Raw genomic sequence first — 14,409 nt, 5'->3', positions numbered from 1 at the left:
CGTTTTTGTTTCGCTATCATTGTTAAACCCCAGTTACGAGGCAATTGTCCATGGCCGAGAAAAAAGGCTCCTCCAGCGAAAAAACGCTTTACTGCTCGTTCTGCGGGAAGAGTCAGCACGAGGTCAAGAAGCTGATCGCAGGACCTTCGGTCTTCATCTGCGACGAATGCATCGATCTGTGCAACGAGATCATTCGCGACGAACTCCCCACGGGCGACGAATCGCGCGAGGCGCGCAGCGACCTGCCGACGCCGCTGGAGATCAAGGCCAACCTCGACAACTACGTGATCGGCCAGGAACCCGCCAAGCGGATGCTGTCGGTTGCGGTCTACAACCACTACAAGCGCCTGCGCCACAAGGAAAAGGCCAAGGGCGACGACGTCGAACTCAGCAAGAGCAATATCCTGCTGATCGGCCCGACCGGCTCGGGCAAGACGCTGCTGGCCCAGACGCTCGCCCGCATGCTCGACGTGCCTTTCGTGATGGCCGACGCCACGACGTTGACGGAAGCCGGCTACGTCGGCGAGGACGTCGAGAACATCATCCAGAAGCTGCTGCAAAGCTGCAACTACGAGGTCGAGCGCGCCCAGCGCGGCATCGTCTACATCGACGAAATCGACAAGATCTCGCGCAAATCGGACAACCCGTCGATCACCCGCGACGTGTCGGGCGAGGGCGTGCAGCAGGCCCTGCTGAAGCTGATCGAAGGCACGATGGCCAGCGTGCCGCCGCAAGGCGGACGCAAGCATCCCAACCAGGATTTCCTGCAGATCGACACGACGAACATCCTTTTCATCTGCGGCGGTGCGTTCGCCGGCCTCGAAAAGGTCATCGAAAACCGCACCGAAGCCTCGGGCATCGGCTTCGGCGCATCCGTCAAGAGCAAGAAGCAGCGCAGCATCACCGAGGTGTTCCGCGAGGTCGAGCCCGAGGACCTGATCAAGTTCGGCCTGATTCCCGAGCTGGTCGGCCGGATGCCCGTCGTGGCCTCGCTCGCCGAACTGAGCGAAGACGCGCTGGTGCAAATCCTGACCGAGCCGAAGAACGCGGTGGTCAAGCAGTTCACCAAGCTCCTCCAGATGGAAGGCGTGGACCTCGAAATCCGCCCCGCCGCGCTGAAGGCGATCGCGCGCAAGGCGCTGGCCCGCAAGACGGGTGCGCGTGGCCTGCGTTCGATCCTGGAACAGTCGCTGATCGACACGATGTTCGAACTGCCGAACGCGACCAATGTCGACAAGGTCGTGGTCGAGGAATCCACGATCGACGAGAACAAGCCGCCCTTGCTCGTCTATCGCGAAGCGGCCAAGAAGGCCTGAATGCTCAAGCAGCCGGTCGCTCCCCGCCAGGCGTCCGGCGTCGTCTTCGACGAAGACTGTGCCCGCTCACTTGAAAAGTGCGCGCGGCCGACCATCTTTCCATGATCAAGTAAAGGATTCCCATGTCCGGTCATACCCCCCTGCCTGCTACCGAACTCGACCTGCCGCTGCTCCCGCTGCGCGACGTGGTCGTGTTTCCTCACATGGTCATCCCGCTGTTCGTGGGACGCCCCAAGAGCATCAAGGCGCTCGAACTCGCCATGGAAGCCGAACGCCGCATCATGCTGGTGGCCCAGAAGGCCGCTGCCAAGGATGAGCCCTCGGTCGAGGACATGTTCGAGGTCGGCTGCATCTCGACCATCCTCCAGATGCTGAAGCTGCCCGACGGCACCGTCAAAGTCCTGGTCGAAGGCCAGCAGCGCGCAAGAGTCAACCGCATCGACGACGGCGAAACGCATTTCTCCGCAAACGTGACCCCGGTCGAGGCGCCCGAAGTCGCCGCGCAGAAGGGCACGGAAGTCGAGGCGCTGCGACGCGCGGTGATGCAGCAGTTCGACCAGTACGTGAAGCTCAACAAGAAGATCCCACCGGAGATCCTCACCTCGATATCGAGCATCGACGATCCAGGCCGTCTGGCCGACACCATTGCAGCCCACCTCCCGCTGAAGCTCGACAACAAGCAGGCGGTGCTCGACCTGGACGACATCAAGGCGCGTCTCGAGAACCTTTTCGGGCAACTGGAACGCGAGGTCGACATTCTCAACGTCGACAAGAAGATCCGCGGCCGCGTGAAGCGCCAGATGGAAAAGAACCAGCGGGACTTCTACTTGAACGAACAGGTCAAGGCCATCCAGAAGGAACTGGGCGAAGGCGAAGAGGGCGCGGACATCGAGGAGATCGAGAAGAAGATCAAGCTCGCCAAGATGCCCAAGGAAGCGCTCAAGAAGGCCGAGGGCGAACTCAAGAAGCTCAAGCTGATGTCACCGATGTCGGCCGAGGCGACCGTCGTGCGCAACTACATCGACGTGCTGATCGGCCTGCCGTGGAGCAAGAAGACCAAGATCAAGCACGACCTCGCCCATGCCGAGGAAGTGCTCAACGAGGACCACTACGGCCTGGAGAAGGTCAAGGACCGCATCCTGGAATATCTCGCGGTGCAGCAACGTGTCGACAAGGTGAAGGCGCCGATCCTTTGCCTGGTCGGCCCGCCGGGGGTCGGCAAGACCTCGCTCGGTCAGTCGATCGCCAAGGCGACCGGCCGCAAGTACACGCGCATGGCCCTGGGCGGCATGCGTGACGAGGCCGAGATCCGCGGCCACCGCCGTACCTACATCGGCGCGCTGCCGGGCAAGGTGCTGCAGAGCCTGAACAAGGTCGGCACCCGCAATCCGCTGTTCCTGCTGGACGAGATCGACAAGCTCGGCACCGATTTCCGCGGCGATCCGTCGAGCGCGCTGCTCGAAGTTCTGGACCCCGAGCAAAACCACACCTTCGGCGACCACTACGTCGAGGTCGACTTCGACCTGAGCGACGTCATGTTCGTCGCGACGTCGAACTCGATGAACATCCCGCCGGCCCTGCTGGACCGGATGGAAGTCATTCGCCTCGCGGGCTACACCGAAGACGAGAAGACGCACATCGCGCTGAAGTACCTGCTGCCCAAGCAGATGAAGAACAACGGCGTGAAGGAGGAGGAACTCCTCATCGCCGAGGAAGCGGTGCGCGACATCGTGCGCTACTACACGCGTGAAGCGGGCGTGCGTTCGCTCGAGCGCGAGCTGTCGAAGATCTGCCGCAAGGTGGTCAAGGGGCTGCTGCTCAAGAAGATGGAACCGCAGGTGGTCGTCAATGGCGAGAACCTCAATGACTTCCTCGGCGTGCGCAAGTACACCTTCGGCCTCGCGGAGAAGCAGAACCAGGTGGGTCAGGTGGTGGGCCTCGCATGGACGGAAGTCGGCGGCGACCTCCTCACGATCGAGGCCGTGACCATGCCCGGCAAGGGCGTGATCAGCCGCACGGGTTCGCTTGGCGACGTGATGAAGGAATCGGTCGAGGCCGCGCGCACCGTGGTGCGCAGCCGCGCCCGCCGCCTGGGCATCAAGGACGAAGTATTCGAGAAGCGTGATATCCATATCCACGTGCCGGACGGCGCAACGCCGAAGGACGGCCCCAGCGCTGGCGCGGCGATGACGACGGCCTTCGTGTCGGCGCTCACCGGCATCCCGGTTCGCGCCGACGTGGCGATGACCGGGGAGATCACCCTCCGTGGCGAAGTCACGGCCATCGGCGGCCTGAAGGAAAAGCTACTGGCAGCCCTGCGTGGTGGCATCAAGACCGTGCTGATCCCCGAAGAAAACGCGAAGGACCTGCAGGACATCCCCGAGAACGTGAAGAACGGCCTCGAGATCGTGCCGGTGAAGTGGATCGACAAGGTGCTCGAGATCGCGCTGGAGAAGATGCCGACTCCACTGTCCGACGAAGAGGTTGCGGCTTCGGCCGCCGCCGTAGCGGAGCTGGCCAAGCAGCGCGCGGCAACGCCGGTGGAAGGCTCGGTCAAACATTGAATGCGGCAGTTGCGGGACCTCGAAAAAGTGGTATATAATTCGAGGCTCGAAACGCGGGAATAGCTCAGTTGGTAGAGCGCAACCTTGCCAAGGTTGAGGTCGAGAGTTCGAGACTCTTTTCCCGCTCCAGTTTTGAAAAAGGGAAGCCCAGGCTTCCCTTTTTTTCGCGGTATTCGTAGGACTTCGAAAGTCTCGAGAAAAGAACGTGGCGCGATAGCAAAGCGGTTATGCAACGGATTGCAAATCCGTCTAGCCCGGTTCGACTCCGGGTCGCGCCTCCACCTCTTCGGTACTGAAAACGCAGCCCCGCCAACCAACGTTGTCGGGGCTGTTTTTGTTTGGGGTATCGTCAACGTCCGACTGGACGGCCCGGATGGTGAAATTGGTAGACACATCGGACTTAAAATCCGCCGCTTCCTGCATAAGGGGCGTACCGGTTCGACCCCGGTTCCGGGCACCACCACACTACAAGGGAGCAAGACATGCCTCGCTATAACGCTCCGTTCGAAATCCATGTGCACGGCGATGTGCCGTTGCGCTCCGATGTGAACTTCGAGCAGATCCAGGAAGCGCTCAAGCCGCTCTGGAAATACGCCGGCGCGCGTTCGCTGGCCGATGGCGCGACCAGCGTCTATGAAGAGGAGCCGGGTATCCGCTTCGAGCAGAAGGACCACATGCTCCAGATCTGCTGGACGGTCGCTGGCGACGAGGATTTCCGCCAGGCGCTCGATGAGATGTGCATGGCGCTCAACGAGTTGGCGGAGCAGGGCGCGGCGCTCGAAGTCACCTTCTACGACACCGATTTCGACGAGGAAGAGGGCGATCCCGACGAGGAATCGCGCGACGACTTCCTGATGCTCTTCGTCGGGCCCAACCCCGCCGCGATCATGCAGGTGCAGCGCGACCTGCTGGTCGAGGACGTGGTGAACCTGATGGAACGCCACTTCGACGGCGCCGAACTCGGCGGTGTGGTCGCCGAGATCGACAAACTGTTCGGCGATCGCTTCGATGCGCTGGTGAACTCGCTCGAAATCGGCAAGCGCCCGCGTGGTGGCACCGGCGGTCCGGGCAGCGGCGGCCACGGCGGCGGACGCCGCCCGCGCCACCTGCACTAGGGCCATTGCGCCACGGGGCGGTCAAGCCGCTCCGCTATGCTCGGCGACGTTTTTCAAGGAGACGTTGCTTGGCCCTGTTCCCCCAGTCTGCCCTCCAGCCCGGCGTGCGCAAGCGCGAGGTCTTTGGCTGGGCCATGTACGACTTCGCCAATTCGGGCTACACCACGGTCGTGATCACTGCGGTGTTCGCCGCGTACTTTGTCGGCGGGATCGCGAAGGGCGCGCCCTGGGGCGCTTTCGCATGGACGATGGCCCTGAGCATCTCGTACGCGATCGTGATGCTCACGATGCCCGCCATCGGCGCCTGGGCCGACCTCCATGCCGCCAAGAAGCGTGTGCTCATGATCGTCACCGCGGGCTGCGTCGCCGGCACTGCAGCGCTCGCCCTCACGCCGCGCCTGGGCGGAACCTACGCCGTGGCGCTGGCAATGGGGCTGGTGATCATTTCCAACACCTTCTATTCCTATGGCGAGTCGCTCACCGGAGCCTTCCTGCCCGAATTGGCGACGGCCGAAGGCATGGGCAAGGTCAGCGGATGGGGCTGGGCCTTCGGTTACATCGGGGGGATGCTTGCGCTGGGCCTGTGCCTGGCCTATGTCCTCTCGGCGCAGGCCAAGGGACTGCCAGCCGCGCATTTCGTGCCCGTCACGATGCTCATCACGGCCGCCATTTACGGCGCGGCAGCCTGCGTCACCTTTGCGTTGCTGCCCGAGCGCGCCGTGCCACAGAAGCGTGGTGAAGAGCAAAGCGCATGGCTGCAATTGAGCAGCACCTTTCGCGAGGCGCGTGCCTATGGTGACTTCATGTGGCTGCTGGCCTGCACCGTCTGCTACCAGGGCGGGGTGGCGGTCGCGATCACGCTGGCGGCCATCTACGCCGAGCAGGTGATCGGCTTCGTCCCGAGTGAAACCATGGTGCTGATCTTCGTGCTGAACATCGCGGCGGCGCTCGGGGCCTTCGTGTTCGGCTATTGGCAGGATCGGCTCGGCCACAAGCGCTCGCTCGCCGGCACCCTGGTGGCCTGGATCGCCGTGTGCGTGATCGCTGCCTCGGTCACGACGAAGGGTGGCTTCTGGTGGGCTGCCTCGATCGCCGGACTGGCGATGGGATCGAGCCAGTCGGCGGGGCGGGCGATGACGGGCGTTCTGGCGCCGCCGCGCCAACTCGCCGAATTCTTCGGGCTCTGGACCTTCGCGACCCGGCTGGCCAGCATCATCGGTCCGCTGAGCTACGGCGCCATCACCTGGATGACCGGCGGCAACCAGCGCATCGCCATCCTTTCGACGGCGGCGCTGTTCATCGCCGGGCTGGTGCTTCTCTTGCCGATCGACATGCGGCGCGGTCGCGAAGCGGCGTTGCGTACCTGACGCTCGAAATCTCGTCGGCGCTAGTTGGACGCGACGGCCTTGGAGGCGCGGTAGCCTGCCCCGTCATAGCGCAGCACGGTCGACTTGAAGGTCGGCGCGCGCTCGTGCGTTGCGCATTCCTCTCCCTGCATCGTGGAGCGGGTCTCTGATCGCGCTTCCCGCAGGATCAGATCGGCATAGCCGCTGTGCGTGCTGCCGCGCGCGACGGACAGGGTTCCCCTGACTGTCTCGAAGTTGCCGGCGCAGTTCGTGTCCCACTCGCCGCGTTCCAACGTGACCTGGAGATCATCCAATACCTTGACGAGCTTCTGGCCTTGCGGCACGTAGAGCGTCAGCGTTTCGCTGGAATAGGGGTTGGCGCGGGACGAGCCCTGGCGGAGGATTCGCACGCCGAACGCCCGCGTATCGGCGGCCAGCGTGTAGCGCGCCGTGTCGACCTTGATCTCGCCGATGCGAACGGCGTCTTCGGTCAATGCAGATTCCTCGAAGAGCCGGCTGACGATCTTGGCGCGCTCTGTGTTGCCGTTGTCGGCCTGCTGGACTACCAGCACGTCGAGGTCGAAATCTGTGACGCCCGGCTCGGACGATGGGCGCGGCATGGGCAGGACAACGATGAAGCGGCCCGGCAAGCCGCGCCAAGGCTCGCACGCGGCGCGTTCGTGGTCGAGCGCACGCTTGGGGTGCAGCTTGGCGTGCATGCGCTCTGCGAGGCCCGTATCGCATGCGGCGTGGCCTGCGACGCAGAAGGCGCCCAGAAGGCCGGCGGCGAGGAGTCTTCGGGCCATGCGCGGCGTCAGGCAGTCACCGCGATGGCGGTTTGGGCCAGTCTCGCGGGGCCGGCGGGCAACGCCAGCCAGCGCGATGTGGCCGAATCCAGCGACTCGGGCGCTGCGCTGCTGAGCAACAGCACGGCGCCTTCGCCTTGCGTCGCGAGCTGCCCGGTCTGGCTGAGGCGCCGGCGCGTTTGCTGCGCCACCGGAGAGCCGGTGTCGATGAAGCGCACGGCTTCGCCCGTGTGCCGTCGCAGTTCGTTGGCAATGAACGGGTAGTGGGTGCAGCCGAGCACGAGGGTGTCGATCTGTCCGGCATCGCTCCCGAAGATTCCCGCGGCACCCGCGTACTGCTCGCACAGTGCCGCGATCCTGGGAGCGTCGGATTGCTCGATCGCACCGGCCAGCCCGTCGCAAGGCACGATGTGGAAGGTGGCCTCCGCAGCGAGGGAGGCCCGCAACGTCTCGAACTTTCGGCTTTCCACAGTCACGCGTGTCGCCATGACTGCGATGTGCTTCGTCCTGCTGAGTGCCACCGCGGGCTTGAGGGCAGGTTCGAGCCCGATCACAGGCAGTGCCGGATGGTCCGCCCGAAGCCGGTGGATCGCGGCCGCCGTCGCGGTGTTGCACGCCACGACCAGCGCCTTGATCCGATGCGTTTCCAGCAAATACCGCGCGACCACGCCGCTGCGTTCGCCGACATAGGCGTCGCCGCGCTCGCCGTAAGGCGCATGCGCGCTGTCCGCGAAGTAGACGAATCGCTCGTGGGGCAACTCTTCACGCAGCGCGTTGAGGACGCTCAGGCCCCCGACGCCGCTGTCGAAGACGCCGATCGGGCGATCGGCGCTCGTGAGGTTGCCGGCGTGCGTCATGCTCAGGCCGGCTGCAGCGCGATCGTCTTGAACTCGCCGCTCGCGATGCGCTTCTGCCACTCCGCCGGGCCGGTGATGTGGGCGCTGGTGCCGCCGGCGTCGACCGCCACCGTCACCGGCATGTCGACGACATCGAATTCGTAGATCGCTTCCATGCCGAGGTCAGCGAAGCCGACCACCTTGGCGGTCTTGATCGCCTTGCTCACGAGGTAGGCCGCACCCCCGACCGCCATCAGGTAGGCGCTCTGGTGCTTCTTGATCGCCTCGATGGCGACCGGGCCGCGCTCCGCCTTGCCGATCATCGCGATCAGGCCGGTCTGGGCGAGCATCATTTCGGTGAAGCCGTCCATGCGCGTGGCGGTGGTCGGGCCGGCGGGACCGACGGCCTCGTCGCCAACCGGATCGACCGGGCCCACGTAGTAGATCACCCGGTTGGTGAAGTCCACCGGCAGTTTCTCGCCCTTGGCGAGCATGTCGGCGATGCGCTTGTGCGCGGCGTCGCGACCGGTGAGCATCTTGCCGTTCAGCAGCAGCGTGTCGCCAGGCTTCCAACTCGCGACTTCGGCGGGCGTGAGCTTGTCGAGGTCGACGCGCTTGCTCTTGTTGTAGTCGGGTGCCCAGTCGATCTTGGGCCAGAGGTCCAGCGAGGGTGCTTCGAGGTACACCGGGCCTGAGCCGTCGAGCACGAAGTGCGCGTGGCGGGTCGCGGCGCAGTTCGGGATCATGGCGACCGGCTTGCTCGCAGCGTGCGTCGGGTACATCTTGATCTTGACGTCGAGCACGGTAGAGAGACCACCCAGGCCCTGCGCGCCGATGCCGAGCGCGTTGACCTTCTCATACAGCTCGATACGCAGCGCCTCGACCTTGCTGAGCTCCGCACCCGACGCCTTCTTGGCCTGCAACTCGTGCATGTCGAGGTCGTCCATCAGGCTTTCCTTGGCGAGCAGGGTGGCCTTTTCGGCCGTGCCGCCGATGCCGATGCCCAGCATGCCGGGCGGGCACCAGCCGGCGCCCATGGTCGGCACGGTCTTCAGCACCCAGTCGACGATGCTGTCGCCGGGGTTCAGCATCGCGAGCTTGCTCTTGTTCTCGCTGCCGCCGCCCTTGGCCGCGACCGTCACTTCGACCGTATTGCCGGGTACGATTTCCGTGAAGATCACGGCCGGCGTATTGTCCTTGGTGTTCTTGCGGTCGAACTGCGGGTCGGCCACGACGGACGCGCGCAGCATGTTGTCGGGATGGTTGTAGCCCCGGCGCACGCCTTCGTTGATGGCGTCGTCCAGGCTGCCGGTGAAGCCGCCCCAGCGGACATCCATGCCGACCTTCAGGAACACGTTGACGATGCCGGTATCCTGGCAGATCGGACGGTGCCCGGTGGCGCTCATCTTGCTGTTGGTCAGGATCTGCGCCATCGCGTCCTTGGCCGCCGGGCTCTGCTCGCGCTCGTAGGCCTTGGCCAGGTGGGCGATGTAGTCGGTCGGGTGGTAGTAGCTGATGTATTGCAGCGCGGCGGAAACCGACTCGATCAGGTCGGCTTGCTGGATGATGGTCATGGCGATTTCGTGGGGAGGGTGGCAGACAAACCCCGCAATTATCCCCGCCGCGGTTCACGCCTGTCCGACAGCGCCGCAGATAGCCTTGTGCTATCTTCATTTGTCAAGTGAGGATCAAACCCTATGAGCACTGCCGTCGCCACGCCCGTCCACGAATTCGAGCAAGTTCTCCGCACTGAAGGAGTGGTCGCCGGACTGCGGTTTCTCAACCAGCGCGTGGAGCACCGCTGCACCGCCATCTATCGCCTCGAGGCGATGACGGTGCGCAATCTGTACCTGTACGACCGCGAGGGCGCGCTCCTGCCGGAATCGCTCGGCGTGGTCCCCCTCGACGACAGCTTCTGCCAGCACGCCATTCGTGAAGGCGCCTTCCTCACCGACGATTCGCGTGTCGATTCGCGGGTCGACGGCAGCCCTTTCAAGGGCGTGGTCCTGGCGTACCACGGTATCCCGCTGGTCGACAAGAATGGGGAACTGTTCGGCACCTTGTGTCATTTCGATTTCGAACCCCGGCGACTGTCCGACCAGGAATTCGAGTTCCTGCACGAGGCTGCTCGCGTCCTGTCAACTCATCTTTGAGAAGATTTCCTCATGGCCACTACAACCAAGACCCGCGTAGAGCGCGACACCTTCGGCCCCATCGAGGTGCCTGCCGACAAGCTGTGGGGCGCGCAAACGCAGCGCTCGCTCCAGAACTTCGACATCTCCGGCGAGCGACAGCCGCGCGAGATCATCCGGGCGCTGGCGCAGGTCAAGCGTGCATCGGCGGTGGTGAACCATGCGCTGGGCCTGCAGGATGAAAAGAAGACCAAGGCGATCGTGTCCGCCGCCGACGAGGTCATCGACGGCAAGCATGACGACGAATTCCCCCTGGTCGTCTGGCAGACCGGCTCGGGCACCCAGACCAACATGAACGTCAACGAAGTGCTCGCCAACCGCGCGAGCGAACTGCTGGGCGGCGAGCGCGGGGAAGGGCGTCTGGTACACCCGAACGACGACGTCAACCGCAGCCAGTCGTCGAACGACGTCTTTCCCACCGCGATGCACGTCGCGGCGGTTGATGCCATCACGCACAGGCTCCTTCCCGCCATCGCCAAGCTGCGCACCACGCTCGACAAGAAATCGAAGGACTTCGCCGACATCGTGAAGATCGGCCGCACCCACCTGCAGGATGCGACGCCGCTCACGCTGGGCCAGGAGTTCTCGGGCTACGTGGCGCAACTCGCGCACGGCGAGGCGCACGTGCGTGCGGCGCTGCCGCACCTGTGCGAACTCGCGCTGGGGGGCACCGCGGTGGGTACCGGCCTCAATGCGCCCAAAGGCTACGCCGAGCAGGTGGCTGCCGAACTGGCAAGGCTCACCGGACTTCCTTTCGTCACCGCGCCGAGCAAGTTCGAGGCGATGGCGAGCGTCGATGGCATGGTCCACGCGCATGGAGCGCTGAAAACGCTGGCTGCGAGCATGACCAAGATTGCCAACGACGTGCGCTGGCTTGCGAGCGGTCCGCGCAGCGGCATCGGCGAACTGAGCATCCCGGAGAACGAACCCGGCTCGTCCATCATGCCGGGCAAGGTCAATCCGACGCAGAGCGAGGCCGTCACGATGCTCGCGGCCCAGGTGTTCGGAAACGACGTCGCGATCAATTTCGGCGGCGCCTCGGGCAACTTCGAGCTCAATGTCTTCCGCCCGATGGTGGCGCACAACTTCCTGCAAAGCGTGCGCCTGCTGGCGGACGGCATGGTGAGCTTCAACGACCATTGCGCGGTGGGTATCGAGCCGAACCGCGAGCGCATCACCGAACTGGTCCAGCGCTCGTTGATGCTGGTGACGGCGCTCAACACGCATATCGGCTACGACAAGGCCGCCTTCATCGCGAAGAAGGCGCACAAGGAAGGAAGCAGCCTGCGCGATGCGGCCATCGCTTCGGGCCATCTGACGGCCGAGCAGTTCGACCAGTGGGTGATTCCCGAGAACATGACAGGGCGGTGATCGCTCGCCGCCCGAGCGGGCTCAGTGGTCGGCGGAAGGGCCCGGCGACATCAGCCGGTCAGTGACCGCGATCGCCATGGCCGACAGCAGGAAGGTGATGTGGATCGCGGTCTGCGCGATCAGCACGCGGTCGGTGTAGTTGTCCGCATTGATGAAGGTCTTGAGCAGGTGGATCGAGCTGATGCCGATGATGGCCGTCGCGAGCTTCACCTTCAGGACCGAGGCGTTCACGTGGCTCAGCCACTCGGGCTGGTCGCGATGGCCTTCGAGGTTCATGCGGCTCACGAAAGTCTCATAGCCGCCCACGATCACCATGATGAGCAGATTGGAAATCATCACCACGTCGATCAGCGCAAGCACCACGAGCATGATGACCGTCTCATTGAGCGACGCGACGGGCGCGGTGGTCTTGTAGCCGATGCTGGTGACAAGCGCCTCCAGTGCGTCCTTGCTCCCGAAAGCAGCTTCCACGAGATGAAGAAGTTCAACCAGGAAATGCACGACATACACGCCCTGCGCCACGATAAGCCCCAGATACAGCGGCAACTGCAGCCAGCGGCTCGCGAAGATCAGGTTGGGAAGCGGGCGAAGCGGCGAGGTCTTACCGGTGGGCGGAAGGAGGGGGTCGGTGTTGGACATCGATGCGAATCGGTGGGAAAGGCGCGATTTTAGGGGCGGCATGCCGCTGTCGGTAGCATGCCCCCTGTGGTTAACATGCCCCGTCAGTGAACCGTAAGTGCGGACGCCCACATTACCGCCCGTAGTGAACGCAGGTACAGGAGACACCGAATGAGCAGCGCTTCCACGATCGAATCCGTCCTGGTCGAAAACCGCGTGTTTCCGCCCGACGCCCGTGCCAGCAAGGGCGCGCGCGTGCCGGACATGGCCGCTTACGACGCCCTCAGCAAGGAGGCGGCCGACGACTTCGAAGGTTTCTGGGCACGCCAGGCGCGCGCCAACGTGGTGTGGAGCAAGCCCTTCACGCGCACGCTGGACGAGTCCAACCCGCCTTTCTACAAGTGGTTCGACGACGGCGAGCTCAACGCCTCGGCCAATTGCCTCGACAAGCACATGGGCACGCCGGTCGAGAACAAGACCGCGATCATCTTCGAGGCCGATGATGGCGCCGTCACGAAGGTCACCTACAAGGAGTTGCTGGCGCGGGTCTCGCAGTTCGCCAATGCGTTGAAGGCCCAGGGCATCCAGAAGGGCGACCGCGTCATCATCTACATGCCGATGACGATCGAGGGCGTGATTGCCATGCAGGCCTGTGCCCGCATCGGCGCGACCCACAGCGTGGTGTTCGGCGGTTTCTCGGCCAAGGCGCTGCAGGAGCGCATCATCGACGCCGGCGCGGTGGGGGTCATCACTGCCAACTTCCAGTTGCGCGGCGGCAAGGAGCTGCCGCTCAAGGCCATCGTGGACGACGGCATCGCGCTGGGCGGCTGCGAGTCGATCAAGACGGTGCTGGTCTACCAGCGCACGGCGACCCCCTGCAACATGGTGGCGGGTCGCGACAAGACCTTCGACGAGGCGCTCAAGGGGCAGGGCACCGAGTGCGCCCCCGTGCCGGTCGGCGCGGAGCATCCGCTCTTCATCCTCTACACCTCCGGCTCGACGGGCAAGCCCAAGGGCGTGCAGCATTCGACCGGCGGCTACCTGCTGTGGGCCAAGCTCACGATGGACTGGACCTTCGACATCCGTCCGGAAGACATCTTCTGGTGCACCGCGGACATCGGCTGGATCACCGGCCACACCTACGTTGCCTATGGGCCTCTGGCGGCCGGCGCGACTCAGGTGGTGTTCGAAGGCATTCCGACCTTCCCGCATGCCGGGCGCTTCTGGCAGATGATCGAGAAGCACAAGGTCTCGATCTTCTACACCGCGCCGACTGCGATCCGTTCGCTCATCAAGGCGGCCGACAGCGACGAGAAAGTGCATCCCAAGAACTGGGACCTGTCTTCGCTGCGCATCCTCGGTACGGTCGGCGAGCCGATCAATCCCGAAGCCTGGATGTGGTACTACCGGAACGTCGGCCACGAGAAGTGCCCGATCGTCGACACCTTCTGGCAAACCGAGACCGGTGGCCATGTCATCACGCCGTTGCCGGGCGCGACGCCGCTGGTGCCGGGTTCCTGCACGCTGCCGCTTCCCGGGATCATGGCCGCGATCGTCGACGAGACGGGCAAGGACATCCCTCACGGCGCCGGCGGCATGCTGGTGATCAAGCGGCCCTGGCCTTCGATGATCCGCACGATCTGGAACGATCCGGAGCGCTTCAAGAAGAGCTACTTCCCCGAAGAGATGGGCGGCACGATCTACCTTGCCGGCGACGGTGCCGTGCGCAGCGCCGATCGGGCCTATTTCCGCATCACGGGGCGCATCGACGACGTGCTCAATGTGTCGGGTCATCGGCTGGGCACGATGGAAATCGAGTCCGCGCTCGTCGCCAAGACCGATCTCGTGGCCGAGGCCGCGGTCGTTGGCCGGCCGGATGATCTCACCGGCGAAGCGGTCTGCGCCTTCGTCGTGCTCAAGCGCGGCCGTCCGAGCGGTGACGAGGCCAAGCAGATTGCTGCCGAACTCCGCAACTGGGTGGCCAAGGAAATCGGCCCGATCGCCAAGCCCAAGGACATCCGCTTCGGCGAGAACCTGCCGAAGACGCGCAGTGGAAAGATCATGCGGAGGCTCCTGCGCAGCATCGCGAAGGGCGAGGCCATCACGCAGGACACTTCGACGCTGGAGAACCCCGCCATCCTCGAACAGTTGGGCCAGGCGTACTGATTTCACCGTCCGCGCCTCCGTCCGACAGGGCGCGTGGCGGGGATGCGTTACAAATGGCCCATTGATCGTCGAGGAGACA

At 64.3% G+C, this 14,409-nt stretch carries 11 protein-coding genes and 3 tRNA genes; 10 read left to right on the top strand and 4 right to left on the bottom strand.

Annotated elements, in window-relative coordinates:
* Positions 1–50 precede the first annotated feature (50 nt).
* From clpX to QTH97_RS02955, 7 genes are all read left to right on the top strand, one after another.
* The gene (clpX, locus tag QTH97_RS02985; protein ID WP_286566532.1) at positions 51–1,316 is read left to right on the top strand and encodes an ATP-dependent Clp protease ATP-binding subunit ClpX; all 1,266 of its coding nucleotides are present in this window, start codon (positions 51–53) and stop codon (positions 1,314–1,316) included.
* 122 nt (positions 1,317–1,438) lie between these two features.
* Complete coding sequence (lon, locus tag QTH97_RS02980; protein WP_286566531.1) at positions 1,439–3,880, top strand: endopeptidase La; 2,442 nt, start codon at positions 1,439–1,441, stop codon at positions 3,878–3,880.
* 53 nt (positions 3,881–3,933) lie between these two features.
* Positions 3,934–4,009, top strand: a tRNA-Gly gene (locus tag QTH97_RS02975).
* A 78-nt stretch (positions 4,010–4,087) separates the two neighbouring features.
* Positions 4,088–4,161: transfer RNA gene (locus QTH97_RS02970), tRNA-Cys, on the top strand.
* A gap of 86 nt (positions 4,162–4,247) precedes the next feature.
* A tRNA-Leu gene (locus tag QTH97_RS02965) sits at positions 4,248–4,340 on the top strand.
* Between the two features lie 22 nt (positions 4,341–4,362).
* The gene (locus tag QTH97_RS02960; protein WP_286566530.1) at positions 4,363–4,995 is read left to right on the top strand and encodes a DUF6806 family protein; all 633 of its coding nucleotides are present in this window, start codon (positions 4,363–4,365) and stop codon (positions 4,993–4,995) included.
* 68 nt (positions 4,996–5,063) lie between these two features.
* Entirely contained in the window at positions 5,064–6,362 is a 1,299-nt protein-coding gene (locus QTH97_RS02955; RefSeq protein ID WP_286566529.1) for an MFS transporter, read from the top strand.
* Positions 6,363–6,382: 20 nt separating this feature from the next.
* Here the strand turns inward: QTH97_RS02955 and QTH97_RS02950 are convergent, their stop codons facing one another.
* The 3 genes from QTH97_RS02950 to QTH97_RS02940 are packed head-to-tail and all read right to left on the bottom strand — an operon-like array spanning position 6,383 to position 9,557.
* Entirely contained in the window at positions 6,383–7,147 is a 765-nt protein-coding gene (locus QTH97_RS02950) for a PA3715 family protein (protein ID WP_286566528.1), read from the bottom strand.
* A gap of 8 nt (positions 7,148–7,155) precedes the next feature.
* Positions 7,156–8,004 (bottom strand): glutamate racemase, encoded by an 849-nt coding sequence (gene murI / locus QTH97_RS02945; RefSeq protein ID WP_286566526.1) that lies wholly within the window; start codon positions 8,002–8,004, stop codon positions 7,156–7,158.
* Between the two features lie 2 nt (positions 8,005–8,006).
* Positions 8,007–9,557, bottom strand: a complete 1,551-nt coding sequence (locus QTH97_RS02940) for a fumarate hydratase (protein WP_286566525.1) — start codon at positions 9,555–9,557, stop codon at positions 8,007–8,009.
* Positions 9,558–9,680: 123 nt separating this feature from the next.
* On the opposite strand from QTH97_RS02940, the gene QTH97_RS02935 reads away from it, so the two are divergent.
* Entirely contained in the window at positions 9,681–10,136 is a 456-nt protein-coding gene (locus QTH97_RS02935; RefSeq protein ID WP_286566524.1) for a GAF domain-containing protein, read from the top strand.
* A 12-nt stretch (positions 10,137–10,148) separates the two neighbouring features.
* Positions 10,149–11,546, top strand: coding sequence for a class II fumarate hydratase (fumC, locus tag QTH97_RS02930; RefSeq protein ID WP_286566523.1), 1,398 nt, complete (start codon positions 10,149–10,151; stop codon positions 11,544–11,546).
* A gap of 21 nt (positions 11,547–11,567) precedes the next feature.
* Here fumC and QTH97_RS02925 read toward each other — a convergent pair whose 3' ends face one another.
* Positions 11,568–12,185: a YqhA family protein gene (locus QTH97_RS02925; RefSeq protein WP_286566522.1), complete on the bottom strand. Its 618-nt coding sequence runs from the start codon at positions 12,183–12,185 to the stop codon at positions 11,568–11,570.
* Between the two features lie 150 nt (positions 12,186–12,335).
* On the opposite strand from QTH97_RS02925, the gene acs reads away from it, so the two are divergent.
* Entirely contained in the window at positions 12,336–14,330 is a 1,995-nt protein-coding gene (gene acs / locus QTH97_RS02920) for an acetate--CoA ligase (protein WP_286566521.1), read from the top strand.
* The last annotated feature ends 79 nt before the right edge of the window (positions 14,331–14,409 follow it).

The sequence above is a fragment of the Variovorax gracilis genome (assembly GCF_030317115.1).
Lineage (GTDB): Bacteria > Pseudomonadota > Gammaproteobacteria > Burkholderiales > Burkholderiaceae_C > Variovorax > Variovorax gracilis.
The sequence above is the reverse complement of the archived record's forward strand: the minus strand, read 5'-3'. Positions and strand labels throughout refer to the sequence as shown.

Excerpts from the sequence above, each read along its gene's own strand:
- clpX (WP_286566532.1), top strand. The coding sequence starts at position 51 with ATGGCCGAGAAAAAAGGCTCCTCCAGCGAAAAAACGCTTTACTGCTCG.
- lon (WP_286566531.1), top strand. The coding sequence starts at position 1,439 with ATGTCCGGTCATACCCCCCTGCCTGCTACCGAACTCGACCTGCCGCTG.
- QTH97_RS02960 (WP_286566530.1), top strand. The coding sequence starts at position 4,363 with ATGCCTCGCTATAACGCTCCGTTCGAAATCCATGTGCACGGCGATGTG.
- QTH97_RS02950 (WP_286566528.1), bottom strand. The coding sequence starts at position 7,147 with ATGGCCCGAAGACTCCTCGCCGCCGGCCTTCTGGGCGCCTTCTGCGTC.
- murI (WP_286566526.1), bottom strand. The coding sequence starts at position 8,004 with ATGACGCACGCCGGCAACCTCACGAGCGCCGATCGCCCGATCGGCGTC.
- QTH97_RS02940 (WP_286566525.1), bottom strand. The coding sequence starts at position 9,557 with ATGACCATCATCCAGCAAGCCGACCTGATCGAGTCGGTTTCCGCCGCG.
- QTH97_RS02935 (WP_286566524.1), top strand. The coding sequence starts at position 9,681 with ATGAGCACTGCCGTCGCCACGCCCGTCCACGAATTCGAGCAAGTTCTC.
- fumC (WP_286566523.1), top strand. The coding sequence starts at position 10,149 with ATGGCCACTACAACCAAGACCCGCGTAGAGCGCGACACCTTCGGCCCC.
- QTH97_RS02925 (WP_286566522.1), bottom strand. The coding sequence starts at position 12,185 with ATGTCCAACACCGACCCCCTCCTTCCGCCCACCGGTAAGACCTCGCCG.
- acs (WP_286566521.1), top strand. The coding sequence starts at position 12,336 with ATGAGCAGCGCTTCCACGATCGAATCCGTCCTGGTCGAAAACCGCGTG.